The following is a 25,845-nucleotide window of genomic DNA, read 5'->3' as shown; positions in this document are numbered from 1 at the left end:
TTGTACAAAATTCTTTTATGAAGAAGTTATTACTTCTCGCTGTTTTCTCTTTAATTCTACTTTCTTGCGCCCGCGTCGGATCGCCGGTAGGTGGCGACAAGGACACTATTCCTCCGAATTTTTTGGGATCCAATATTGATACGCCAAGAGTTTTAGTTCCTCAGGATTTCAGGGAATTGAGGCTTGCTTTTGATGAATATATTACCCTGAAAGATGTTAACAAAAATCTGATTATTTCTCCGCCTATCAGAAGAATAAAGAAAATACTGCCTGCGAACCTAGCCACCAGAGAAGTGATTATTCAATGGGAAGATACTTTACAGGCCAATACTACTTACAGTTTCAACTTCGGAAACGCGATTCAGGATAACAATGAAGGAAATCCGTTGCCTTATTTTACTTATGCCTTTTCCACCGGTGAAAAAATTGATGATCTTTATATCAGCGGTGAAATCACAGACGGATATCAAATCCGGCCTCCCTCAAAACCTGCCAGTATTGTAATCGGACTGTATCAGGTAAAAGATACGATGGATTATCGCCAAAAACCATATTACATTACCCGCGCAGATGATGACGGATATTACGAACTGAATTACATTTCGCCCGGAGAATTCCGTGTCATTGCTTTTGAAGATGAAAATGGAAATTCCGTTTACGATCCCGGAAAAGAAAAAGTAGCTTTCCGGAAAGAACCTGTAAAAGTAGATTCCTCGATTTCTGGCCTCAATATGAAACTTTTTCCTTCACGAAAACCTTTGAAATATTTAGAAATGAAACCGATGGACGGAGGTGTCGTGATGCTTTTTGAAGGGAATCCGGAATCTGTACAAGTGAAGTCTGTGAGTGAAAAACTAAAAAATTACAAAGTAACACACCGTCCGAATTCAGATTCTGTGAAAATCTGGTTCAATGCGGCAGACCAAAATATTGGCGTAAATTCCACCGAAAATGTAAGGTTGAGTTATGATACCGGAAGCCGACAGGATACAGTATCACTATTTTACAAACACAACGAAAAAACAGAAATGCTGATTGAAAACCGAGGTGGAAATTTACTTCCTCCCAAGTCGCCTTTCAGGATCAGTTCCAATTTTATGATTGATAAAATTCAACCCGAAAAATGGACGCTCACTCTTGACAGCCTTACTGTAGAACCGTTCACAGCGAAAATTTCGGAAACAAATCCGTATCAAATTCTAGTGGAAGCGAATTTTCAGGAAGGCCAAAAATACCGGCTCACGGTTCCCAGCAAAACGGTGTCTTCCTTCTACGAATCGACCAGCAAACCAATGCGTTTTGATTTTGAGGCGGATCAATTACAGAATTTTGGAAGCATTACTTTTCAACTGGCCAACAAACCGGAAAGTAAATTCTGGCTTCAGTTGCTCAACAGCAATGAGGAAGTGGCCTACAGCAAATATACTGATCAGGCAAATGTGAAATTTGATATCGTAAAACCCGAAGAATATTTTGTGAGAATTCTGGTAGATAATAACGAAAATGGGCTTTGGGAAGGCGCAGATTTTCAGAAAGAAATTTTCGCTGAAGACGCTTACATCTTTTACAAAAAAATAAGCGCACGCCCACTTTGGGAAATTGTAGAACCCTGGGATTTGACCGATCCCCGAAAACTGGACCCTCAAAAGCCGGCGGCTCCTGCTGCGCAACAAAATCCGTCAACACCTCGGACTACAACGCCAAGAAACACCAATCAGCCTTTACAAACGACACCTCAGCAACGCCCACAACTCCAAAGACGATGATCAAAAAAACCGGCAAAATAGTACTTTGGGTTATCGCCATTTTTGCTGCCATACAATTGATCCCGATCGATCGGGCCAATCCTCCGGTAGATCCTGAAAAAGATTTTATTCAGGTGATGAATACGCCTCCCAAAATATCTGGACTTTTGAAAAGAGCTTGTTATGACTGTCATTCTTTCGAAACTGAATATCCTCGCTACGCTTATGTTGCGCCGGTTTCGTGGTCGGTAAAACATCATATCAATGAAGGCCGTGAACACGCCAATTTCTCAATTTGGGAAAATTACAATCAGGATCTGAAAAAAAATATGCTGGAAAAAGCAGCACAAAATATTGACTCCAGAAAGATGCCGATTCCCGGATATATTGTCTATCATCCTGAAGCCAATCTTTCCGAAGCCGAACGCCAATTGCTGATCAATTATTTCAAAGAATTGCTGGAATCAGAAACGTATTGATAAGGTTTTTCACTTGCATTTCGAGGAAAAACAGAACTTCTTTTATCATTGATCCGGAATATCTTTATCAATTATTTTGATTATTTTTGAAAAAAATCCGTACTATGACTTTTAGAAATCTTTGTATTGGTTCAGGAATACTGATGTTGGCTTCCTGCACTACACAAACTATGAAAATAACACCTTCCTACCCTGAAACAAAGAAAATTCAACACACCGATACTTATTTCGGCGAAAATGTGGAAGATCCATATCGCTGGCTGGAGGATGACCGTGCTGCAGATACCAAAGACTGGGTTCAGCGGCAGGCCGCGTTTACAGGAGATTATCTTTCCAAAATACCGTTTCGCGATGACTTGAGATCTCAGCTCAAAAATATCTGGAATTATGAAAAAGTTTCGGCTCCTTTTAAAGAAGGTGATTATACTTATTTCTATAAAAATGATGGACTGCAAGCGCAATCGGTACTTTACAGAACAGATAAAAATGGTAAAACCGAAGTGTTTCTGGATCCGAATAAATTTTCCACAGCAGGAACTACTTCTTTAGCCGGAGTTTCTTTTAATAAAAAAGGAAATCTGGTTGCTTATCGCATTTCTGAAGGCGGTTCCGACTGGAATAAAATCATCATCATGGATGCAGTGAGCAAAAAACAGATTGATGAAACCTTGGTAGATGTGAAATTTTCCGGTGTTTCATGGCGAGGCGATGAAGGTTTTTATTATTCCAGCTACGATAAACCCGATGGAAGCGCACTTTCTGCCCAAACCGATACTCATAAAATTTATTTTCACAAACTGGGAACACAACAGAAACAAGATGAATTAATCATTGGCGGAGTAAATTTTAAAAGAAGATACCTTTCCGCAGAAGTATCTGATGACCAGCGCTTTCTGATTTTAAGCGCTGCCAATGCTACAAACGGGAATGAATTGTATATCAAAGACCTGAAAAATCCGAAATCGGACTTCATCGCTATACAAAAAGGATTTGATCATAACACGGATTTTGTTCACAGCAAAGGCGACATTATTTATATGATGACCGATAAAAATGCACCTAACCGAAGACTGGTAAAAACTAAGATTACAAATCCTACGGCATGGGCAGACGTCATTCCTGAAACTGAAAATGTATTGAGTGTTTCCACAGGCGGCGGATATTTTTTCGCTAGATATATGAAAGATGCTGTCACTTCCGTAAAACAGTTTGATGGAAACGGCAAAGTGATTCGTGACATTCAACTTCCGGGAATTGGAACCGCCGGCGGATTTAGCGGAAAAGAAACGGAAAAAGAGCTTTATTATTCGTTTACCAATTACATTACTCCCGGAACCATTTATAAATATCAGGCAGAAACCGGAACTTCTACCGTTTATTATCAGCCAAAAGTAAATTTTGATCCGAAACAATATGTCTCTGAACAGGTTTTTTATACCTCGAAAGACGGCACCCGGATTCCAATGATGATTTCTTATAAAAAAGGACTGAAAAAAGACGGGAAAAACCCAACCATTCTCTATTCCTACGGAGGATTTAACATCAGCTTGCAGCCCGCATTTTCAGTCGTGAATGCAATCTGGATGGAAAATGGCGGCATCTACGCAGTTCCCAACATCCGCGGAGGCGGTGAATACGGCAAAAAATGGCACGATGCCGGAACCAAAATGCAGAAGAAAAATGTTTTTGAAGATTTTATAGCAGCCGGAGAATATTTGCAGCAGCACGGTTATACTTCCCCTGATTATATGGCACTCTCCGGCCGTTCCAACGGTGGACTTCTCGTAGGTGCTGTGATGACAATGCGTCCGGATCTTGCGAAAGTGGCTTTCCCGGGAGTTGGCGTTCTGGATATGCTTCGTTATAATAAATTTACTGCAGGAGCAGGCTGGAGCTACGACTACGGAACGGCTGAAGACAGCCGAGAAATGTTCGATTACTTAAAATCGTATTCGCCGGTGCACAATGTGAGGAAAGGCGTTTGCTACCCTTCTACCATGGTGATTACAGGCGATCATGACGATCGTGTAGTGCCTGCTCATTCTTTTAAATTCGGGGCAGAATTACAGGAAAAACAATCTTGTAAAAATCCAATTTTAATGAGAATTGAAATTAATGCCGGACACGGAGCTGGCAGAAGTACCGACCAGGTGATTGGTGAAAACACTGATCTTCTGAGTTTTGCACTTTATGAAATGGGTATCAGAAATCTGAAGCCGTAAGTTATCACACTAACAAAAATGCCTTTCATTTTTTCTGAAAGGCATTTTTCATTGGATTATTCCAATGATTATTACTCTTCCAGCCAGCCTTTTTCACCAAAATACTTTCTGAATTTCTGAATCTTGGGTCCAACGACTGCGCTGCAATAAGGCGTGTTTGGATTTGCAGAATAATACCCCTGATGATACGTTTCCGCAGGCCAGAATTTTTCTAATTTGGTGATTTCCGTAACATATTTCCCTGCCCATTTTCCGGATGCTTCAGATTTTTTAACAGCATCTTCTGCTTTTTTCTTTTCCGTTTCATCATTGTAAAAAATAACCGAACGGTACTGGGTTCCAATATCATTTCCCTGTCGGTTGAGCTGGGTAGGATCGTGAAGAAAAAAGAAGACTTCCATCAGTTGTTCATAAGAAATAATTTTGGGATCATAGGCGATCTGTACTACTTCGGCATGTCCGGTTTCCCCGGTGCAGACTGCTTCATAAGTTGGATTCTCAACTGTACCGCCGGAATATCCAGACACCGCTTCATGTACGCCTTTCAGCATGTTAAAACAACTTTCAACACACCAGAAACATCCACCGCCAAATACAATATATTCAAGATTATTTTTATCCATATTCAAATTTTTAAACTGATCATGAGGTTGTTTTTTTTCCTGTCCGTTACAGGAAATCAACAGAAAACACCATATCGAAAAAAGAAATTTCCTCACTTTAGTAAGAACGTTTTCTGCTCCGTTTTATTTGAAAATCTGAAAACCTTATTCTGTAACAGATTGCCCTTCTTCGTGTACCGTTCCGGCAAAGAAATTTTCTAATTCCTGCAAGGTTTCCGGATTGGTTTTGATGTCTTTCACGACAACACCTTTATTCAGCAGAACAATTCTGTTGCTTACTTCGGTAGTATGCGCCAGATCATGGCTGGAAATCAGGAAAGTAACTTGTTCTTTCTGAGACCATTCTCTGATTAACTTTTTCAGTTTTATCTGCGTAGAAGGGTCCAGATTCGCAAAAGGTTCATCCAAAATAATAATTTCCGGTTTGCCGATCAGCGCTCCTACAATTCCTACCTTTTTTTGGTTTCCTTTGGAAAGGTCTCTAATGTATTTCTTCGCATTCAGAATTTCTCCGTTGAAAAAATCGCTAAATTGTTTCAGAAACTCATCTACCGCCGGCTTCGACTGACCACGGAGTTCACCAAGAAAATAAAAATATTCTTCGGGAGTCAGATAACCGATCAAAAAACTTTCATCAATAAATGCTGAAGTTCTGTTTTTCCATTCTTCCGATTCATTCACTTTAACGCCAGCGATAGAAACCGATCCTGAACTGGGCTGTATCAAATCCAGCAGCAGCGAGAATAAAGTGGTTTTTCCGGCACCATTATTTCCTACCAATCCGAAACTTTCGCCTTTGGGAATTTCAAGATGAGTGATATCCAACACTTTTTTGGCTCCGTAAACTTTAGATATATTCTGAATTACAATCATTTTATTACTTTTTAAAATTACGATTATGTTGTTTTTTTAAATGCTTCCAGGGTGGAATATTTCTCCGTTCTGTATGCTTTTACAATTTGATCAAAAATGATATTGCGCATCAAAAAACCGATGAGTCCCAACAAAGCCAAAGCTCCCACTGCGGCATACATCCCGAAAAAATATTTCATCCCGGCAAATACGACCATGGGCAACAGCATCTGAGGAATCATCATGAGCATCACTTTAAAATTAAAATTATTCTTGCTTCCGCTGAAGCTTTTCGTGCTGGAATTTAGGTCTACAGGCTGTTTATTAAAAGCTCCTGCCAAAAGTGTGAGGTAAGAATTCACTCCGAGATTATACAGTCCGCCTGCCAAAATCGTGAGATACACTTCCCATCCAAAATAAAGATACGCAGTAGAAAGAATCATTGAAATCAAAATTCCAATAATAATCAGCGACCATTTGGCTTTCAGATATTGTTGGTACGGAACGTTCTGCGTCATCATCAGAGGATAATAAGAGCTGTCCCAGGCGGGAACCCGCTGTCCGAACATCATCATAAAACCGCCGGTAACGAAAATAGCCGCAAACAGTTTCATGAAATCTGACTGGTATAATGAATTAAAGAAAAGCAAACCGTAAAAAAGAAAGAAGAATCCTGAAATCATTGCAGCACGCGCGGCTTTGCTTCTTTTCAGCAAGCGGACATCATTGTTCAAAAATGTCCCGATAACACCGAATTTGTTTAGAAATTCAATATTTTCGGTTTTGCCTTCTGCTTTTTTTAATTCAAGCCCCTGATCTAAATAGAAGTTTTGTCTGATGACTTTATGCGTATAATAAGCAGAGGCTCCTGCGAGTAAAATAGGAATTAAAAACAATCCGGGAATACTGTACAAACTATAAAAAATCGTCTCTGAAAACTGAGTAAGCTGAATAACACCATAATATTCCAGAGCTCCAAATAAAATCACTATTCCCGCGACGGAGTAAAAAACAGAATTTTTTCCGTTCAGCAAAATATTAAGGAAATTATTGAAATAAAATACAAACAGAATTCCGATCACGAACATTAATACACCTGCGAAACTGAATCCATCAATCACAAGCAAAACAGCAAAAGGAATCAGAAAAAGCAGGTTTCCCCAGTTGAAAAAGTGAAAAAAGGTTTTCAGAATGGTGTAATCGACCAGTTTATTTTTCGGAATATTTTGTCCAAGAAATGGCTTGATGTTCTGCGTCGGCATTTGCTGAATGAAATACCTGAGCACAAGATCGAACGCCCAATAATACAGGAAAAACCGGCAAAACAACAGCAAAGGATCGGTTTGCAACTCTTCTTTAGCAAAGAAGAAAAGCAGAAAAGGCATCGCCATGAACATCAAAGCAAAATACACAATACTGAAAAACATCAGGATTCTGAGCGCTAAATTGGTTCCGAATTGTGGATTGCGTATAAAGTTTTTTAATTCTAACCGTAGTAAACGTCGGTACATAACATTTTTATTTGATAAGTCAATATAATACAGAAAATGTTACAGAAAAACAAGATTCCGAAAAATCACTTCATCAGTTCGGCAGCCTGTTGCAATGCAGCTTGCGTAATGCGGGAACCGGACAAAAGCTGTGCGATTTCCTGAAGTTTCTGGTTCTGATCAAGATGAATAATCTGAGTTTGCGTCTTTCCAGCAACTTCTGTTTTGATCACTTTGTAATGCGCATCACCTTTTGCGGCTACCTGCGCTAAATGTGTAATCACGACAAGCTGCATATCACCGGCCATTTCCCGCATGACATTGCCCGTTTCTTCAGCAATTTTACCTGAAACACCTGTATCAATTTCGTCCAGAATCAAAGTAGGAAGTTCGGAATTTTCAGCCATAATTTTTTTGATGGCGAGCATTACCCGAGATCGTTCGCCGCCGGAAACTGCGTGCTGAATATTCTTCAGCGGAAAACCGGAATTGGCCTGAAAAAGAATTTCAATTTTATCTTTACCGAAAGAATTAAACGAATCGGCAGGCGACAACTGTACTCGAATTCTGGCTTTTTCAAGACCCAATTTGCTGAGAAGTGCTTCCATTTTTTCTTGGAAAATATCCGCTGCCACCTGTCTGTTTTTTGTAAGTACTGCTGTTTGCTGACTCATCCGTTGATAAAGATTGGACAGCATTTTTTCGGTGGTGATGATGGAATTTTCCAGATCAGCAAAATTGCTTTGCTCAGTATTCAACTCATCCCGAATGCCAATCAATTCAGGAATTGTATTAACATTATGTTTTAAAAAAAGCAGATTTATTTTGTTGATTCTACCACTCAGTTCCTCGTAAAGTTCCTGATTAATGTCAATCTGTTCTGCTTTATTCTGAAGTTCAAATAAGATATCTTTCAGTTCCACAAAATTCTCATCGAACCGCGTCAGCAATTCTGAAAACTCGTGTGAAAGTCCCGCAACTTTTGAAAGGCGGTTTTTGGAATCCAGCATTGCATCCAGAATTCCAATTTCTTCAGCATCGAAACGAGCGAAAATCTGCGCCAAATTTTCAGAAATTGCTTCGGCATTTTCCTGTGTAGAAATTTTTTGTTGTAAGTCTTCAAGATCAGTTTCATCCAAATTCGCGTCCTGAAGCTCAGATAAAATAAAAGACTGATAATCAGATTCTTTATTACTTCGCTCCAGTTGGGATTTCATTTCTGTAAGCCTCCTTTCCAGCAATTTAGCTTCAGAAAAATCCTTTTGATAACCGTTCGTAAGAAGCCTGTTTTCTGAAAGACCGTCAATGATTCTGAACTGATATTCTTCCTTAAAAAGATCGGAAGTTTCAAACTGCGAATGTATATCCACGAGTTTTCCGGAAAGCTGTTTCAGAATATCCAGCGTCACCGGAATGTCATTGACAAACGCTCTGGATTTGCCTGAGGGAAGAAGTTCCCGACGAATAATCGTTTGAGGTTCAAAGTCAAGATCATTTTCTTCAAAAAAAAGTTTCAAGTTCTCAGATATAGAGAATTCTGCCTCAACAATACTTTTTTCTTCAGTTTCGGACATGGATCTGATGTCGGCCCTTTCGCCCATCATCAGCCTCAAAGCACCTAAAAGAATCGACTTTCCGGCTCCGGTTTCTCCGGTAATCACCTGCAATCCTTCGCTTAAAGAAATTTCAAGCGAATCGATAAGGGCAAAATTCCGTATAAAAATTTTTGAAAGCATTCAGAAACCGTTTCAATGTGAATAAAATCTATTGAGCCTGTAAATTTAAGACTTTCGGAAGGATTTAGAAAATGTAAACCAACACCAATTTCGGCAAATAAAAAGACTTATTTCCGGAGATGAGGATCATTTCCATTTATTCCATTTGCTGTCAATATTTTTTGGAGAGAGTGTCACCATCAGTTGTTTCAGGTCATTCATATTCACTGCTCCATTATTCGTAGAATCAAAAATACTGTAGATTTCATTCGCTTTCGTATCAAGAAAAAGATTGATTGCGTAATTCTGCTGGAAAGTGTTTTCGTAGAGTTTCAGTTTCATCAGCCCGTCTGCAATTATTTTCTTTGGGCCAGCCTGATCCTGATTATAAAGATTATCCAATCCGGAACGATGATAGGAATAGAAAACACTCCTCAAATTGTTCAGGTTGGGATTAATAATTCCGTCGATTAACGATCCTCGGCTTCGCGGCCCTTCAATGACGGACCAACCTTCAAATCCTTTATTCATGGCGTTCCGGGAAATCTGTTGTGCTTTATTGAACCATTGTTGTCCACCCAAAGACTGAAAACTGTCTCCGTCGTATCCCAAAACGAGATAAGCATAAAAACTAATAATATCAGTAAGATTTTTCCCGGAAAACTGTCTTTCGTTGAAAATCAAATTCTCATTTTCTACGTATTCAAAAACAATCTGGGTATCATTAATATTAATCAGCGGTGATTCATAAGTGCTGTTGAAAACAGGCCGCACTGCCTGTACTACAAGGCTTCCGTTGAACTTATTTCCTTCCCTTCCGGTAATAACGAAGGCGAAATTGGATTTTACTTTTTCAAAATTCTGAAGTTTTTTGCCTGTCCAACTGGTGTTGTTGATAAAATCCCGAATGTTTTTCTCCAGCGTTTTATAAACCTGCTGATTACTGCCACCCAATTGCTGAGCATTAACAGTGACATTGGCGAAAATTTCCTGTGAAAAAGCCAACTGAGCAGAGAGAAAAACGATAAATAAAACAAAAAATCTTTTCATGGATAACCGGTTGAGTTTCAAAACGGAAAATTAGTCAAATTATTTTAAAAATTCATCTTCAATACAATTCAGAATATCGCGAGCCACTTCCTTCTTAGATTTCAGTCCAAAACTCTTTTCTGAATTTTGGGTAATGATTTTTACTTTATTGGTGTCGTGCCCAAATCCGGCTCCCGCCTCCCGAAGCGAGTTCAGAACGATAAGATCCAAGTTTTTTTTGTTTAATTTTTCCTTTGCGTTTTCCACCTCATTTTGTGTTTCGAGGGCAAAACCCACCAATATTTGGTTTTTCTTCCTTTCGCCCATGGCTTTAAGAATATCGGGATTTTTAACCAGATTCAAGGTCAGATGATCTTCTTTCTTTTTGATTTTTTCATCTGCTGTTACCTCCGGCGCATAATCCGCCACTGCTGCACTGGCAATTGCAAAATCGCAGGTTTCGTAATAATTAAAAACCTGATTTGCCATTTCTTTGGCAGAAGTAACGCGGTGAATGTCAATATTGGAATGCTCTGGTTTTAATGCTGTCGGCCCGGAAATTAAGATGACTCTCGCTCCTCTTTTCGCAGCTTCTTCTGCCAAGGAAAAACCCATTTTTCCCGAGGAATGATTTCCTATAAACCTGACAGGATCAATGGCTTCATAGGTTGGACCAGCGGTAATAAGAACCGTTTTGCCCGTTAATTTTCTTGAAAACGAAAAGAAATCTTCCACTGCGCTCAGGATGGTTTCAGGTTCTGCCATTCTTCCCGGTCCGAACAATCCGCTGGCCAGTTCACCTTCTTCCGCCGGAATAATAAAGTGGCCGAAATCCTCTGCCATTTCCAGATTTTGTCTTGTGGAAGGATGCGCATACATATCGAGATCCATTGCTGGGGCAATAAAAACAGGACATTTTGCTGACATATACGTAGCGATAACGAGATTATCACATATCCCGTGAATCATTTTCCCAAGCGTATTCGCTGTGCAAGGTGCAATCAGCATGATGTCTGCCCAAAGTGCAAGTTCCACATGACTGTTCCATAGGCCGTTATTTTCGAAAAAATCCGAATAAACAGGCTTTTTGGAGAGTGTAGATAAGGTGGCTTTGGTGACAAACTGTTTTGCGGAAGCCGTCATAATCACCTGAACTTCTGCTCCTTTCTTAATAAAATCGCGCACCAGAATATTGATCTTATACGCCGCGATACCTCCCGTTACCGCAATTAATATTTTCTTGTTTTGAAGATTCATTTCTGTGGAAATTTAGTTTACTAATTTAGCGATTTTACACCTTGCAAAAAACAAAAGCCACAAAGCAGTGCTTTTGTGGCGGTATTATTCTTAGGAAATGAGAAAATATTTAGTTTCTCTCTTCTGTTTTTCTATAATAAATCTCACCATCAAGCCATTCGCGAATGGCAATAGAAGTAGGTTTGGGCATTTTTTCATAATGCTTGGAAATCTCGATCTGCTCTCTGTTTTCGAATACTTCTTCCAGCGTGGCATTGTGCACTGCGAATTCATCCAGCTTGTTATGGAGTTCTGTCCGTATTTCTGCATTAATTTGCTCTGCTCTTTTTCCCATGATGACGATGGCTTCATAAATGGAACCTACATTTTTTTCGATTTTATCTCGGTCGTAAGTAATAGTATTTATCTCTGCTTTGGAATCTTTTATGCTCATTTTCAACGGGTTTTTACGAATATTAAAGTCTGCAAATGTAAGGATTATTTTTGAATTGGTAAAGTGATGGCTGGCGGAGGCGTACTGGTTTTCACACTGTCTCGCAATGCCTGCCTTGCTGTTTTTTCACTTTCCGCAGCGTTTTTCTCTGCTTCTTTCTGTTGTCTTGCCAATAACGCAGCTTTATTGTTTTCTACCTGTTGCTGTACTTTGGCGAAATTTTCTTTTTCTCTCAAAAGTTTTTCTCTCAAATCAGCGGCTGTTTCAGCTTGAGAAGATCCCGGAAGTTCTTTCTCTACCTGCCGTGTGAAAGCCAAAGCACTTTCAATTCTTTCCTGTTTCAGGTCGTAGATGGAATTCATCGCGAGTTCATAACGGGATTTCAGAATCAGGTCATAAATCGCAGGGCGAAGTTTCGTAGCCGGAAAGTCTTCTAAAACGTTTTCCAAAGCTGTGTTAGCAGCTCTGTATTCTCCCATTTTATAGTACTGCTTCCCGTTTTCAAATGCCTTATATTCCAGCTTGTAAGAAAGTTCTTCAATTAGTTTGTTGATATTGACGCCTCTTTCCGAATTCGGATAATTATTCAGGAAATTCTGAAGTTCGTTGATGGCTAATTCTGTACTGGACTGATCCAGGTTATAATCCATCGAACCTTCATAATAGCAAAGTGCCGACATGTAGGAAGCCTCTTCTCTTCTGGGATCCTGAGGAAAAGTGACGGCAAAATTCTTGAACTGATGCCCGGCCAGTTTATAATTTTCATCATAATAATTGGCATAAGCGGAATTAAAAACGACATTCGGGGCATCATCTGTTCCTGCTACCAGATTAGAAAGTCTTTCATACAGTGCGATCGCTTTTGGCCATTTCTTATTGGCGAAATGTTCATTGGCAACATTCAGGATAAAGTTCTTGTCAGCACTTTTCAGGGCTTGGTCGTGACGCGTATTACACGATGCTACAATAAATATGGCAATAAGAACAATAAGATAATTTTTCATAATTTTTTTACTGCAAGACTCTGAAATTGATGATTCCGTCTGCCAGTCTGCAAAAATATAATTTTTTTGTCAAAAGCATTGTTTTTATGATTATTTAACTCAATTATTCCGTTACAAAACCCAACAATGTAAAAACAGACAACAAAACGGTGGCTTTTATCTTCTTTTCTGCTTCTTTTAGGTACTGCGCATCATCCTTGTGCGGAACGTACAGTTCAACGAAATTTCGGTTTCTAATCGCAAAAAGCGTTGTTCCCAAAACGATATAGAGAAGTTCTTCCGATTTGGGATTAAAAGTAAATACACCTGAAGCTAATCCTTTTTTGGTAACCTCGTCCAGTTTTGAAGCGCATATTTGGTAGAAAACCAGTAAATCTTCTTTCAGATGCGCATTATGCCGAAGATCCTGAGTAATAAAACCATAAAAGAAATTGTACTTGAACATTTGAGAGACCAGATATTTCACAATTTCTTTCATCTGCATTTCCGGTTTTCCATCAGTAATAGTTCCTGTAAATTCAGCAAAATTGGCGATAGCGCGCTGCAACCTGTATTCATAAAGCTGTGACATCATTTTGGCTTTGGACCCAAAATAATAGGAAATCATCGCTACGTTAATGTTGGCTTTTGTTGAAATATCGCGAACAGAAGTTCCCTCAAATCCCTTTTGAGCAATAAGTTCTTCGGCAACTTCCAGAATATGGATTTGTTTGTCAGAGAATTTTTTTCTCATATCATGTTTTGGTAAATTTAATCATTTTAACCGAATCGCAAAGAAATAGATATTCTGTATTTTTGAAGATGATTTTCTTTGATTTTCATCATCACTATAAAAATTCTGTTTCGGGAATCTACAACGCTGAACCCGGTGAACGCCCATCTGCAGGACTTTTTTCCGCAGGAATACACCCAAATTACATTTCAGATCATAATGAGGAGACAATAAAATGGCTCTATGAAACTGCGCAAAACGAAAACTGCGTCGCCATCGGTGAATGTGGATTAGACGGGTTGCTCGCCACAGATTTTCAGTTGCAAAAAGAAATTTTTCACCGTCAAATTCTGTTAGCGAATGAGGTGAACAAGCCCGTCATCATCCATTGTGTAAGAAAATTTTATGAGCTGATTCCGTTTAAAAAAATTGCGAAAATCCCGATGATCATTCACGGATTTAATAAAAAAGAACAGTTGGCAAAAGATATGCTGAAGCATGATTTTTACCTTAGTTTTGGGAAATCTGTCCTGCACAATTTATCTTTGCAAAAATTACTGGAACAGTTCCCGGTGCAAAAAATGTTTCTGGAAACTGACGGGCAGGATTTTGAAATCGAATTGCTGTACAGAAAAACAGCCGAACTGAAAAAAATGACGCCCGAAGAACTGCAGGAACAGATATTTACCAACCTCAACAATATTGGGATTTCTGTTCCCGAATGAGAAAATAAAAATATATGACGAACAAAAATTGGCTGGAACGTACGGAACTTCTGGTGAAAGAAGAAGGAATCCAGAAACTGCAGAACGCCAACCTTTTGATTATTGGATTAGGCGGAGTCGGTTCCTTTGCAGCAGAATTTCTGGGTAGAGCCGGCGTGGGCAAAATGACCATTGCTGACGGCGATACGGTAGACATCACGAACATCAACCGCCAACTTCCAGCCTTGCATTCTACCATTGGAAAAAAGAAGACTGAATTGGTCGCAGAACGGCTCATGGACATTAATCCTGAACTTCAGCTTACGATAATCAGTACATTTCTAAATCCTGAAAACATGGATGAAACGCTGGACGGACAAAATTTTGATTATATTCTGGATTGTATTGACAGTGTCAGCCCCAAAATCAGCCTGATAAAAGCAGCAAAAAAAAGAAAAATCAAAGTGATAAGCTGCATGGGAGCCGGCGGAAAAAAAGATCCAAGCAAAGTGTTGGTTCGTGACTTGAGTAAAACAAACAATTGCTACCTTGCAAAACAAATAAGAAAACGCCTGAAAAAAGAAAGCAATATCGTAAAAGGAGTGAAATGTGTTTTTTCCAGTGAACTTCAGGACGAAAAAAGCCTTAAATTGACCGACGGAACCAATTATAAACGTTCATTCTATGGGACCAACAGTTATATTCCTGCTTTATTCGGGTTGTATGCCGCCGCTGAAGTCATTAATTATCTTATAAAAAAAGAAAAGCTCCATTGAAACCGCAAGGATATCCCACAAAAGAAAAGCTGAAACAGAAGAAAGAAATTAAGCTGCTTTTCGAGCAGGGAAAATGGACTACTTTTGGCAGACTTCGGATCATCACTTTTTATCCTTCTGAGGTTTCCGAAGGAGTTTCAAACCACAGGATTGGCTTTTCCGTTTCAAAGAAAAATTTCAAAAAGGCAGTGGATAGAAACCGGATTAAAAGGTTGCTGAGAGAGGCTTACCGTTTAAATAAGAAAAAATACACGGATGCTTTCGGGAATAATTCTGTAGCGATGCTGTTTTGGGCTTCTAAAAAATTTCCCGTTCACTATCAGGAAGTTGAGAAAGAATTTTTGAAACTTTGTGAATCGCAGCTAAATAATTGACATCTATTTATTTCTGGAAGAACATCCGGATCGCTACGATGAACATCAATACAGCAAATATTTTCCTAAGCGCATCCTGAGAAAGGGAAATTGCGGTTTTGCTTCCCAGATAACTTCCCAATACAAAACCACAGCACAGAAGAAGTGCAGTTTTTATATCAACATTTCCTGTTTTATGATAATTCATGACCCCGAAAATTCCCACTGGAATCATGAGTAAAGCAAGGGTTGTTCCCTGAGCCTTATGCTGAGTAAAACCGAAAAAAAACACCAACACAGGAACCATAATAATACCGCCGCCAATGCCGACCAAACCACTGAGATATCCGGCTAATAAACCGAGAACTACCAAGCCAATAACCAAAGTTGTGCTGTCCATTTTCATCTTTATTGAGGGTTTCGCAAGGCTTTTACTTCCTGCACTTTTTCCATGAAATACTGTTCTTTTTCCGGATGTTTTTTACTCAATATTTCATAAGCCTGAATTGCTTTGGTATACAGTTTCTGCTCCGTATAAATTTTAGCCAGAGTTTCTGTCATCAGATGTGAAATATCATCCTTTTTTTCTTTAATAATATAGCTGCCTTCGTCTCTCAACTGCGAAATTTTGGGTTCGCTCTCTATAAATTTTTCTATTGCTTTGGCTTTAACTTTTTGCACTGTTTCCTCTGGCTTAGAAGATGACCGATCAATTTTCAGCCAACTTTGCCAGGTGTTGAGAAAGTGTGGAACATTACTTTTATCCTGTTCGTCGGGTTTATCCTGAGCTTTTTCTTCGGGTTTATCCATTGTGGAAATAGTCGGAGCAAAAAAGGAAACATTCATCACGGGAAGTTCTTTTTCATTAGCAGATTCCTTCAAATCATTCCCGATTTTATCATCTGATTTTTCGGTTTTTTCCTGATGATTTTTTGGTTCTTCCCTTTGCTGTTTGGAAGTTTCAATGAGCGCATCTGGTTTCACAGTGCTCACCTCCATAGGTTTCCAAGAAGATTGTATATGGTTCTTTTCAGGCTCCGATTCGGTTTTGTTTTCTTTTTTTATTTCTGCTTCATCAATTTTTTCTGCCGGAATATCCTGCTCTTTTTGGGAAACGGCGAAAGGCTGCGTTTCTCCAAAACTGACTTCCGTATTTTCCGTATTATCTTCTTCAATTTCGGGCTTCGGCTGTTCTTTCGTTTGGTTTTCCCTCGCCTTTTTCTCTTTTATTTTGCGTTCTACTTCTTCCACCAGCTTCCGCATTTCCTCTTCATGTTTGCTCAGCTTGGGTTTCGGAAGTTCAGAAACTGCTTCTTTTACCTTCCCGGGAGTCATTTTAATATCAGGAAGAAATTCTGCCGTTCGGTGAAAACTTAAAACCGAAGGATCCTGCACCGTCGTTTTATCCTGATGTCTATTATTTTCTTCCACTTTGGCTTCCGGACTTCCGGCAACGGGATCGGCAGAGGCCTGAGTGTGAATTGTTTTATTTTCTTCCGCTTCCAGTTGTTTGGTAAATTCCTTGGTGGGTGTGGTTTCCTCTGTAAAAACGGGCGGTGCTTTCATCTCAGGATCAGCTACAACAATTTGTCCAGATTCCTGCGAGGCTTCCAAATCAATTTTCGGTGCCTCTTTTCCCATAAAGTCTTCTTCACCTTCAAAAAGAATGCGGTTCAGTTCTCCTTTAACATACACCGGTTGTGGCTTTGGAGCAACAGAAGGAAGCGGCGAAGGAATTTTTTCAGCGGTTTCCTGCGGAATAATCTCTATATTTTCTGAAGGAATTTCTGTTTCTATTTCTTTAACTTCAGCGACAGGAATTTCAGTTTTAGAAATTTCTTCTGAAGTATCATTTTTAATTTCAGCTTGCTGCGATTTAGCAATGGGTTCTCCATTAATCAGATGATACAGGATTTTTTTATCCGTCGTATAAGCCGCTGTTTCTGAAAGTCTTTGCTGATAATTTTCGGCATCAAACTTAGAAGTGCCTAAAAGATATAACGCTCTGAAACTCTGAATATAAGGTTTGGATTTTATCTCTTCTTTCAGCAGGTTAAGATCTTCCGGCTGCAGCAGTTCTTTATTTTTGATTAACTCTATGATTCTCGCATTCATAATTTACCAGTTGGCTACAATATCATTAAAAATTTTGTTGATAATCCGCTCATTTACAAGCTTTACCTGAGCTGTTTCTATTTGTTGAATATCCAGATCGCTTGAAAAGACGGCTTCGTCAGAAAAAACCCTGTCGAAGCTTTTGTCAGGCTCAATTCTGTTTTCATAATGCACTTTTACGGTAATCGTCAGTTTGTTTTGTGCCGCCTGAATATTTCCGCCCGGTGCATTCACCGAGGAGGAAATCGTGGTGGGCGTTATGCTGTAATCGGTTATTTCACCCTCAATCAGAATATCGGGATTTTCCTTAGTTCCTTTCAGCGTCGTTCTTTGCAAAAATCTGTTTTGTATATCTGTAGAAAATTGTTGCGCCAACTGTGGGTTGTTCAGTGGTGCATTATTAATAAATTCATTTATCTGAATCGTTTGGGTTTCAGGGCTGAGTGAAGATCCCGTAAAACTGTAGCAAGACGATAGAATGGAAAATATTACCAGAAAAAAGAAATATGTTAGGTGTCGAAATTTCATTTTCAGTCTTCTAAATTGTATTGTTTTATTTTTCTGTATAATGTCCGTTGGGAAATGCCCAGTTCATCAGCAGCCTTGTTGCGTCTGCCTTTGTGTTTTTCCAAAGCTTTTACAATCAGTTCTCTTTCATTATTCTGCAATGAAAGGGAGACCGGCTTTGCTTCTTCCACTTCCACATCTTCCACCTCTTGGTAATCGTCTTCTGAACCTGGAATAACACTTGGCTTTCTCGATTGATTTTCAAAATACAACAACGAGTTTGAGCTGCCCGTTTGTGTTTCCGGAGAGTAGATTTTATTGATAAGAGCCTGTTCCTGATGACTAAAATTATTGTTTCCTTTACTCTTGATAAGTTCCGAAGTTAAGGATTTTAAATCATTAAGATCATTGCGCATATCAAAAAGAATCTTGTACATAATTTCTCTTTCGGAATGAAATTCTGAATTGGAAACACTTCCCGGTTGGTTTTTCTGAATCACCGCCGGAAGGTTGGTTTGGCTGGGAATATATTCAGCAAGCCGTACAGAATTAATTTCCCTTTTCTGTTCCACGACGGTCATCTGCTCGACTAAATTCCTGAGCTGTCGCACATTTCCCGGGAAGGGGTGATTTTCAAGATAAGTTACCGCATCATCAGTAAGCTGCAGTTCGGGCATTCTGTATTTTTCAGCGAAATCAATCGCAAATTTTCTGAACAGCAGATGAATGTCTCCTTTTCTTTCCCGAAGTGGTGGCATATCAATCTGAACGGTATTCAAACGGTAATACAAATCTTCCCGGAATCTTCCGTCCTGAATCGCTTTCATCATATTCACATTGGTGGCGGCCACAATTCTCACATCAGTTTTCTGAACCTGCGAGGAACCAACTTTCATGAATTCACCGCTTTCCAACACCCGAAGAAGCCGCACCTGCGTCTGCAAAGGCAATTCGCCAACTTCATCCAAAAAAATGGTTCCGCCGTCTGCAACTTCAAAATATCCTTTTCTGGTGGAAGTGGCTCCCGTAAAAGCTCCTTTTTCGTGGCCAAAAAGTTCGGAATCTATCGTCCCTTCAGGAATTGCGCCACAATTTACAACGATATAAGGATGGTGCTTCCGCCGGGATTCTGCATGAATAATTTTTGGGATAAATTCTTTTCCGACACCGCTTTCTCCTATCACAAGGACAGAAATATCAGTAGGTGCTACCTGTATCGCTTTTTCCAAGGCGCGATTCAACGCGGGATAATTTCCGATAACTCCGAAGCGTGTTTTTATGGATTGTAAGTCTGTCATTTTTGTTCTAAAATTTGAATAAAATCTTCTTTTGACGGCAAAAACCGTTTTGTATTTACTGGCAAAAAGTTTTTCCAATAAGGAAAAGAAAGAACTGCTTCCTAATTTAATTCATTATTTGAATATCGAGAATTAACAAACGATGTCTGTTTGGGTTCATCTACACCGTTTCGCCCAAAAGTGTTCCTTGGGTATTGCCATAAACAAAAACGGAAACAGTATCGCCTATTTTTTGTCCATCCAGTTTATCGAAAACACACACTGCATTTTGTGAATTTCTTCCTTTCCATTGGTTATCATTCTTTTTGGATGTTCCTTCTATCAGGATTTCATATACTTTTCCAACATATCCTGACATCCTTTTTCGGGAAAGCTCTCCCTGAAGTTTGATAACTTCAGAAAGTCTTCTTTGTTTCACTTCTGCGGGAACATCATCCTCCATTTTTTTATGCGCGGGTGTTCCAGGTCTTTCGGAATAGGCAAACATATAGCCGTAGTCATATTCCACTTCCCTCATCAACGAAAGGGTTTGCTGATGATCTTCTTCCGTTTCGCCACAGAATCCGATGATCATATCCTGAGAAAATGCGATTTCCGGAACTATCTTTTTGGCTTCATAAATCAGTTCCAGATACTCTTCTCGGGTGTGCTGTCTGTTCATCGCCTTGAGCATGTTGTTGCTTCCACTCTGAACCGGAAGGTGAACGTATTTACAAATATTATTGTATTTGGACATCATTCTGAAAACCTCCAGATTCATATCCTGTGGATTGGAAGTAGCGAAACGGATTCTCATTTCCGGAACGCGAAGTGCCACCATCTCGAGCAGGGCAGCAAAATCCACTGCAGTTGCTTTCTGTAGATCAGAAGCTTTGGCAAAATCTTTCTTTGGGCCGCCTCCATACCATAAATAGCTGTCAACATTTTGTCCCAGAAGCGTCACTTCTTTATAACCGTTGTTCCACAGTTCTTCGCATTCTTTCAAAATAGAAAATGGATCACGGCTTCTTTCCCTGCCACGAGTAAAAGGAACTACACAAAAAGTACACATATTATCGCAACCCCGGGTAATGGTAACGAAAGCCGTAACACCGTTTCCACCCAAACGGACAGGGGAAATATCGGCGTAGGTTTCCTCTTTGGAAAGGATGACGTTGATGGCATCACTTCCGCCTTCGGTTTCTTTTAATAAATTTGGCAAATCGCGGTAGGCATCGGGACCGACCACCAAATCTACCAACTGTTCTTCTTCAAGAAACCTGGTTTTCAGCCTTTCAGCCATACAACCCAAAACGCCCACTGTAAGACCGGGGTTAGTTTCTTTTTGTTTTTTAAACTGAGAAAGCCTCATCCTGACTGTTTGTTCTGCTTTTTCGCGAATAGAACAGGTGTTGAGAAGGATGAGATCTGCTTCTTCCACATTTAGCGTGGTATTGTATCCTTCATCCCGAAGAATAGAGGCTACAATTTCACTGTCTGAGAAATTCATTTGGCAGCCATAGCTTTCCAGAAAGAGTTTTTTGGTATTTCCTTTACGTTCAGCGATGGCGTAAGCTTCGCCCTGTTTGGTTTCGTCTATATATTTTTCCTGCACTTTGTTCTGTTTTTATTTCCAGAAATGATAAAGATCTGAGGTGCAAAGATACATAAAAAAGTGACAGAATGGCAGGAAAGATTGAAGTGCTTCTTTCAGATTAGTCGATAAAGATGAGCTATTAATCTTTCTGATCGATTTGTAAATCCGAAAATTTAAAAGTTAAATCTTTCAAAAAAGAAACGATCAACGTGATCAAGCCGGATTGTATTATTTTGCTGAAACTGCTTTTTCAGCGGATCAAGAGTCACTACAATGAACCATTCAAAAGGGACACTATTAAAAGTAGCAGGTGCCCAATCTCCGCTTATATTTTGTAATTTATACGATACTTTATGTATTTTTTTAGCATCATCACCAGTGTAAAATAACTGAGTCTTTTTAAGTTTTCCTCTCTCATCAATTAGAAAGAGGATAAATATAGGCTCATTGGTATTCCCCGTCACGTCCTTAGTCAACACTATTGATATTTTCTTATGAAGTTCAGCTACACCATCGCTAAATGTGGGGCTTGTATAAACATTCTCTTGAGGATTGAGTTTAGAATTAAAGATTATAAAGGGGAAAACAGAAAATTTAGCAATCGCTTTTACTTCCTTTCCGTCAATTTTTGCAGGTATCCATCCTTTCATGTGAGGAAGAACCGCTTTTGTGAAGTCATAAGCACATTGGCGTTGTTTAATTCTCAAAGTATCAAAATCTTTAACAAAATCGATTTTGCCATCAGGATAAACGAGAACTGCAGGGTCATAATATTCCTCCTTTGATTTACATTTCTGAATATTCTTTTCCTTAACAATTTTAATCATATCCAACATCATTCCCGTTGTACCGTTTTTATAAAACTGCTGTCCGTTAGGGTATTTCTCCAACACTTGGGATGTAAGAGCTTGGGAAAATAAAAATGCCAGAAGAATATAACTTTTCCTCAAAAGGGAAATTCCATTTCTCATTTCTGCTTTTTTAAAATCCCATTCTGTTGATTCCCGGTCTCACCGGTTGTTCAAATTTTTCTCTTTCCCAAGTATGGTCAAATTCCTGACTCACGATCATTTTCATTCTGTATTTTACAGGTTGGCCGTCCACTGTTGCCGGTTTCCATCGTTCTTTGATGTTCGTAATTTCATGAATTAACTGCTTCCTTTCTCTCTCATTATAATCTCCTTTCACAAGAACATCTTCTATATTGCCTGCTAAACCTACTACAAAAGTAAGCTCGGTTCTACCATATTTATTATGTTTAAGGGATTTCTCGAAAATATCTTTTACAATCATTCTGAAATTATGCAGCCCTTTTGGAAATTCTGGAGCCGTACTGATCTCATTTTTTTCCGTATAAAAAAGATCTGCAGGTTTAACGGTGAAAGTGGCCACTGCTTTTACTGGTAGATCATCTACCTTTGCCGGTTGCCATTTTTTAAGATGAGGAAGCAATTTTTTACTGAACTCGAAAGCACATTTATTTTTCTGTATATTAAGCGTGTCGAAATCTTTCACCAGATTAATTTTAGAATCAGGATTTACCAAAACTGATATAGTGTAAATTTCCTCTTTATTAGCACACGGTTTTAAATCTGCTAATTTTATAGCTTGTAATACATCAGCACTTAACGCATTAATTCCTCCCGCATAAAAATCCTGTCCTTCCGGATATTCATTTAAGATTTGGGCATCACTCAGTGAAAAGAATCCTGAAAGAAACAGGATTAAAAAAAGTTTTATTCTCATGATTATTGTTTAAGAAATTTACAAATCCACACTTTCTGAGGTGAAATTCAATTTAATTCTAATTTTCGAAGAAACAGGAACTTCATTACAAACAGCCGGGCTCCATCTTTTCTTAATTCTGGTTACCGCGAATTTCAGATCCCGAAGAAACGATTGGCTATTCGGAACTTTGGGGGTTACTTCAAGATTTTCCACATCACCCTTGGAATTGATGGAAACGTGAAGGAAAAAAGGCCCGTTCACCACATATATTTCTCGATCCACATACGCGGAAATATACTTGAACAGTTCTCTACTAAAAGCTTCGTCTCCTCCCTCAAACTGGGCACGGGAAAATTTGGAGATATCAGAACACGATTCAGGTTTGTACAATCCGAAAGGCCGCGCAATTTCTACACGGAAAAAATTACGGGAATTTTCCGCATAAAAAAACCCTTCCTGAAGGTCTTCCACATCCTGTGCAGGCACCCAACTGAAGGCAAATATCAATAAAAATAATACAGTTTTCATATATAGGATTTGTTACAAATATAAGATTTTGTCTCATGAATATCAGAGGACTTCCACCTGATTTTTCAGCAGATCCTCAAACTCTTCCCTTTTCCGGATTAGTTTTGCTTTGCCCTCGATAAATAAAACTTCAGCAGGCTTCAAGCGGGAATTAAAATTGGAACTCATTTCAAAACCATACGCTCCGGCATTCCGGAAAACCAAAATATCGCCTTCCCGAACCTCCGTTATTTTTCTGTCCCAAGCAAAAGTGTCCGTCTCGCAAATATTGCCCACCACCGTATAAATTCGTTCTGTCCCTTTAGGATTGGAAAGATTTTCAATAACGTGATACGAATCATAAAACATGGGACGAATAAGATGATTGAACCCCGAATTGACACCCGCAAAAACCGTCGCCGTCGTATGTTTTATTACATTGGCTTTCACCAGAAAATGCCCGGATTTGCTGACGAGAAATTTTCCCGGTTCGAACCAGAGATCTACTTTTTTTCCTGTTTTTTTGCTAAATTCCTTCAGAGCGTGATCTACTTTTTTGCCAAGACTCGGTACGTCAGTTTCCAGATCATCTTTTTGATAAGGTACTTTGAAACCGCTTCCCATATCAATATATTTCAGCTCAGGAAAATGCTCAGAAAGTTCAAACATAATATCCAATCCTTGCAGGAAAACATCGGGATCTTTAATTTCGCTTCCGGTGTGCATATGCAAACCTTCAATTCTGAGGCCTGTAGAATTCATAATCCGCTCAATATGTCGCAACTGATGAATGGAAATCCCGAATTTGGAATCGATATGCCCTGTTGAAATTTTATAATTTCCACCTGCAAAAATATGCGGATTGATCCGCACGAAAATAGGATAACTGCCTGCATATCGGTTCCCGAACTGTTCCAGAATTGAAATATTGTCGATATTAATATGCACTTTCAGCTCCATCGCCTCTTCTATTTCTGCAAGATCTACACAGTTTGGCGTAAACAGGATTTTATGAGACGGAAAACCTGCTTTTAACCCAAGTTTCACTTCGTTAATGGAAACACAATCCAATCCCGCTCCTAAGTTGTTCACATATTTCAGGATATTAATATTGGTGAGTGCTTTTGCAGCATAGAAAAACCGGGTATTCCGGTGAAACGAAGAAGTTAGTTTTTCATATTGAACTTTAATGCTTTCTGCATCATACACATAAACAGGAGTCCCGAATTCTTCGGCAATTTTTAATAAATTTCTATTTGTCATATTGATCATTTTAAAAAAAAACAGACCCCAAATGAGTCTGCCTATACGATTACGATTACTTCCAAAACACCAGACCTTATGTTACAGAAATTCCTTTAAAGAAGTGTTTTTTTCCCTTTGAAGAAACTTTTTTGAATGTAACAACGGCAGACATTATGTAATGCTTATAAATTTTGTCAAAAATAATTTTTTTGAACCGATCCTGCAATTTTTCTTTTCAAATTAAGATTCCGGCAGTGGCAGTATTTGTACGTCTCCTTTTAGTAATAACAATTTCAAGTCATTGGTCAGGTGCTCCGGAACGGAAGGAACGTCGATTTTCAGCTGTTGAAGTTTTGTTTTATTCTGAATTTGGGTATAAAGTTCATAAAATCCATACGAAGCAAGTTTTCCGTTTTTTAAAATTAAAAAGGCTTTCTCCCCTAACGTGCGGCCGGCAATTGACCATAATTCATTGCGATCTTTCAGGCTAATCACCGATGTAAGATGCTCCGGATTCTGATAAACTTCCTTCTCCCGAATAAAATGCAGCACCTTCATCGCCTGCGTAAATGAACTGAATTTCAGCAAAGGGATTTCGTTTGGATGAAGGCTTGTTTTCTCTGCCAAATATTTTCCTTTTCGATGGTACAAACCGTAAGGCAACAGTTGCTTTTTTCTGATTTTCTTGGTAATCATCAGCAGCTTGGCCAAAACGGGGGTTCCGGCAAGTTCATAATGAATTTGTTGCGTTTTTTCCTGAATGCCACTGTATTTTTGGGATTTGGAATTAAAGAGTTTCTTGGAAAACTTATTAATATTATCCACAAAATCTGAAAACAATATTTCTCCTTTTTCATCCTGAAAATACACGATTCCTATCGCATTGGGAAGATCCTGAGTGAGTTCTTTTATTTTGTTCACATAGGTTTTCGCGTTGGTTTCCTCATGCTGCTTCTGTATAATTTCATTTTCGGTATCTTTTGAGATAAGAACCTTGAAAAGATCCAATGTTGCCCGGGCGTCTCCACGAGCACGATGATGCTCCACCAAAGGGATTCCGAGAGATTTCACCAATTTTCCAAGTGAGAAACTTTCAGCTTCCGGAATGAGTTTTTTTGCCAGATCAATCGTATCCAGCGTATCAATTTTAAAATCATAGCCCAGCCTTTTAAAAGACTGCCGCAACATCCGATAATCAAACTCTACATTATGTCCTACCAGCGTTGTGCCTTCAGTTATTTCGATCACTCTTTTGGCTACCTCATGAAACTTCGGAGCTGTTTTCACCATTTTGGGGGAAATTCTCGTTAATCGCTGAACAAAATTGGTAATGTCCGCTTCAGGATTGATGAGCGAACTGAACTGATCCACAATTTTATGGCCGTCAAATCTGTAAATCGCAATTTCGATGATAATTTCCTCCCGGAAACCACCTCCGTTACTTTCTATATCTATTATTGAATACAAAATCTTTC

25 protein-coding genes are annotated in these 25,845 nt (G+C 39.1%); 6 read left to right on the top strand and 19 right to left on the bottom strand.

Features of this window, described 5'->3' with window-relative positions; translation table 11 throughout:
- The first annotated feature begins 17 nt into the window (after nt 1–17).
- From DQ356_RS05350 to DQ356_RS05340, 3 genes are all read left to right on the top strand, one after another.
- Nucleotides 18–1,766 carry an Ig-like domain-containing protein gene (locus tag DQ356_RS05350; protein WP_114303435.1) on the top strand — a complete coding sequence of 583 codons (1,749 nt, stop codon included), beginning with the start codon at nt 18–20 and terminating at the stop codon, nt 1,764–1,766.
- Complete coding sequence (locus tag DQ356_RS05345) at nt 1,763–2,224, top strand: heme-binding domain-containing protein (protein ID WP_185123769.1); 462 nt, start codon at nt 1,763–1,765, stop codon at nt 2,222–2,224. The genes DQ356_RS05350 and DQ356_RS05345 overlap by 4 nt, the downstream gene beginning before the upstream one ends.
- A gap of 143 nt (nt 2,225–2,367) precedes the next feature.
- On the top strand, nt 2,368–4,446 hold the full coding sequence (locus tag DQ356_RS05340) for a prolyl oligopeptidase family serine peptidase (protein ID WP_394337246.1): 2,079 nt from the start codon (nt 2,368–2,370) through the stop codon (nt 4,444–4,446).
- A 71-nt stretch (nt 4,447–4,517) separates the two neighbouring features.
- Here the strand turns inward: DQ356_RS05340 and msrA are convergent, their stop codons facing one another.
- The 9 genes from msrA to DQ356_RS05295 all read right to left on the bottom strand — a co-directional run bounded on the left by msrA (nt 4,518) and on the right by DQ356_RS05295 (nt 13,582).
- The gene (gene msrA / locus DQ356_RS05335; protein ID WP_114303476.1) at nt 4,518–5,069 is read right to left on the bottom strand and encodes a peptide-methionine (S)-S-oxide reductase MsrA; all 552 of its coding nucleotides are present in this window, start codon (nt 5,067–5,069) and stop codon (nt 4,518–4,520) included.
- 144 nt (nt 5,070–5,213) lie between these two features.
- Nucleotides 5,214–5,942, bottom strand: coding sequence for an ABC transporter ATP-binding protein (locus tag DQ356_RS05330; RefSeq protein WP_114303433.1), 729 nt, complete (start codon nt 5,940–5,942; stop codon nt 5,214–5,216).
- Nucleotides 5,943–5,965: 23 nt separating this feature from the next.
- A complete protein-coding gene (locus DQ356_RS05325) occupies nt 5,966–7,432 on the bottom strand; it encodes a DUF5687 family protein (protein WP_114303432.1) in 1,467 nt (488 codons plus the stop codon).
- 65 nt (nt 7,433–7,497) lie between these two features.
- Nucleotides 7,498–9,147, bottom strand: coding sequence for a DNA repair protein RecN (locus DQ356_RS05320; protein WP_114303431.1), 1,650 nt, complete (start codon nt 9,145–9,147; stop codon nt 7,498–7,500).
- Nucleotides 9,148–9,273: 126 nt separating this feature from the next.
- Nucleotides 9,274–10,176 carry a type IX secretion system protein PorD gene (gene porD, locus DQ356_RS05315; protein WP_114303430.1) on the bottom strand — a complete coding sequence of 301 codons (903 nt, stop codon included), beginning with the start codon at nt 10,174–10,176 and terminating at the stop codon, nt 9,274–9,276.
- Between the two features lie 39 nt (nt 10,177–10,215).
- Nucleotides 10,216–11,412: a bifunctional phosphopantothenoylcysteine decarboxylase/phosphopantothenate--cysteine ligase CoaBC gene (gene coaBC / locus DQ356_RS05310; RefSeq protein ID WP_114303429.1), complete on the bottom strand. Its 1,197-nt coding sequence runs from the start codon at nt 11,410–11,412 to the stop codon at nt 10,216–10,218.
- Between the two features lie 109 nt (nt 11,413–11,521).
- Nucleotides 11,522–11,845, bottom strand: coding sequence for a DNA-directed RNA polymerase subunit omega (locus DQ356_RS05305; protein WP_114303428.1), 324 nt, complete (start codon nt 11,843–11,845; stop codon nt 11,522–11,524).
- 44 nt (nt 11,846–11,889) lie between these two features.
- On the bottom strand, nt 11,890–12,849 hold the full coding sequence (locus tag DQ356_RS05300) for an outer membrane protein assembly factor BamD (RefSeq protein ID WP_114303427.1): 960 nt from the start codon (nt 12,847–12,849) through the stop codon (nt 11,890–11,892).
- 103 nt (nt 12,850–12,952) lie between these two features.
- Nucleotides 12,953–13,582 (bottom strand): TetR/AcrR family transcriptional regulator, encoded by a 630-nt coding sequence (locus DQ356_RS05295; protein WP_114303426.1) that lies wholly within the window; start codon nt 13,580–13,582, stop codon nt 12,953–12,955.
- Nucleotides 13,583–13,650: 68 nt separating this feature from the next.
- Here DQ356_RS05295 and DQ356_RS05290 point away from each other — a divergent pair, with 68 nt between their 5' ends.
- The 3 genes from DQ356_RS05290 to rnpA are packed head-to-tail and all read left to right on the top strand — an operon-like array spanning nt 13,651 to nt 15,415.
- A complete protein-coding gene (locus DQ356_RS05290; protein WP_114303475.1) occupies nt 13,651–14,286 on the top strand; it encodes a TatD family hydrolase in 636 nt (211 codons plus the stop codon).
- A gap of 14 nt (nt 14,287–14,300) precedes the next feature.
- A complete protein-coding gene (locus DQ356_RS05285) occupies nt 14,301–15,041 on the top strand; it encodes a tRNA threonylcarbamoyladenosine dehydratase (RefSeq protein WP_114303425.1) in 741 nt (246 codons plus the stop codon).
- Nucleotides 15,038–15,415 carry a ribonuclease P protein component gene (rnpA, locus tag DQ356_RS05280; RefSeq protein ID WP_114303424.1) on the top strand — a complete coding sequence of 126 codons (378 nt, stop codon included), beginning with the start codon at nt 15,038–15,040 and terminating at the stop codon, nt 15,413–15,415. The genes DQ356_RS05285 and rnpA overlap by 4 nt, the downstream gene beginning before the upstream one ends.
- Nucleotides 15,416–15,422: 7 nt before the next feature.
- Here rnpA and DQ356_RS05275 read toward each other — a convergent pair whose 3' ends face one another.
- The 10 genes from DQ356_RS05275 to DQ356_RS05230 form a co-directional block, all read right to left on the bottom strand.
- On the bottom strand, nt 15,423–15,794 hold the full coding sequence (locus tag DQ356_RS05275; RefSeq protein ID WP_228420645.1) for a sulfite exporter TauE/SafE family protein: 372 nt from the start codon (nt 15,792–15,794) through the stop codon (nt 15,423–15,425).
- Between the two features lie 8 nt (nt 15,795–15,802).
- Nucleotides 15,803–17,509 carry a hypothetical protein gene (locus DQ356_RS05270; RefSeq protein ID WP_114303422.1) on the bottom strand — a complete coding sequence of 569 codons (1,707 nt, stop codon included), beginning with the start codon at nt 17,507–17,509 and terminating at the stop codon, nt 15,803–15,805.
- Between the two features lie 3 nt (nt 17,510–17,512).
- The gene (locus DQ356_RS05265; protein WP_114303421.1) at nt 17,513–18,037 is read right to left on the bottom strand and encodes an LptE family protein; all 525 of its coding nucleotides are present in this window, start codon (nt 18,035–18,037) and stop codon (nt 17,513–17,515) included.
- 2 nt (nt 18,038–18,039) lie between these two features.
- A complete protein-coding gene (locus DQ356_RS05260) occupies nt 18,040–19,314 on the bottom strand; it encodes a sigma-54 interaction domain-containing protein (protein WP_114303474.1) in 1,275 nt (424 codons plus the stop codon).
- Nucleotides 19,315–19,474: 160 nt separating this feature from the next.
- Nucleotides 19,475–20,908, bottom strand: a complete 1,434-nt coding sequence (miaB, locus tag DQ356_RS05255; RefSeq protein WP_114303420.1) for a tRNA (N6-isopentenyl adenosine(37)-C2)-methylthiotransferase MiaB — start codon at nt 20,906–20,908, stop codon at nt 19,475–19,477.
- Between the two features lie 155 nt (nt 20,909–21,063).
- On the bottom strand, nt 21,064–21,861 hold the full coding sequence (locus tag DQ356_RS05250) for a hypothetical protein (RefSeq protein WP_114303419.1): 798 nt from the start codon (nt 21,859–21,861) through the stop codon (nt 21,064–21,066).
- Between the two features lie 10 nt (nt 21,862–21,871).
- Complete coding sequence (locus DQ356_RS05245) at nt 21,872–22,636, bottom strand: hypothetical protein (protein ID WP_114303418.1); 765 nt, start codon at nt 22,634–22,636, stop codon at nt 21,872–21,874.
- An 18-nt stretch (nt 22,637–22,654) separates the two neighbouring features.
- A complete protein-coding gene (locus DQ356_RS05240; RefSeq protein WP_114303417.1) occupies nt 22,655–23,146 on the bottom strand; it encodes an energy transducer TonB in 492 nt (163 codons plus the stop codon).
- Nucleotides 23,147–23,188: 42 nt separating this feature from the next.
- Nucleotides 23,189–24,388: a diaminopimelate decarboxylase gene (lysA, locus tag DQ356_RS05235; RefSeq protein WP_114303473.1), complete on the bottom strand. Its 1,200-nt coding sequence runs from the start codon at nt 24,386–24,388 to the stop codon at nt 23,189–23,191.
- Between the two features lie 222 nt (nt 24,389–24,610).
- Nucleotides 24,611–25,837, bottom strand: a complete 1,227-nt coding sequence (locus DQ356_RS05230) for a 3'-5' exonuclease (RefSeq protein ID WP_114303416.1) — start codon at nt 25,835–25,837, stop codon at nt 24,611–24,613.
- Nucleotides 25,838–25,845 lie beyond the last annotated feature (8 nt).

The organism is Chryseobacterium lacus (genome assembly GCF_003336205.1).
GTDB lineage: Bacteria > Bacteroidota > Bacteroidia > Flavobacteriales > Weeksellaceae > Chryseobacterium_A > Chryseobacterium_A lacus.
Note: the sequence above shows the minus strand (reverse complement) of the source record. Positions and strands in the feature narration are given on the sequence as shown.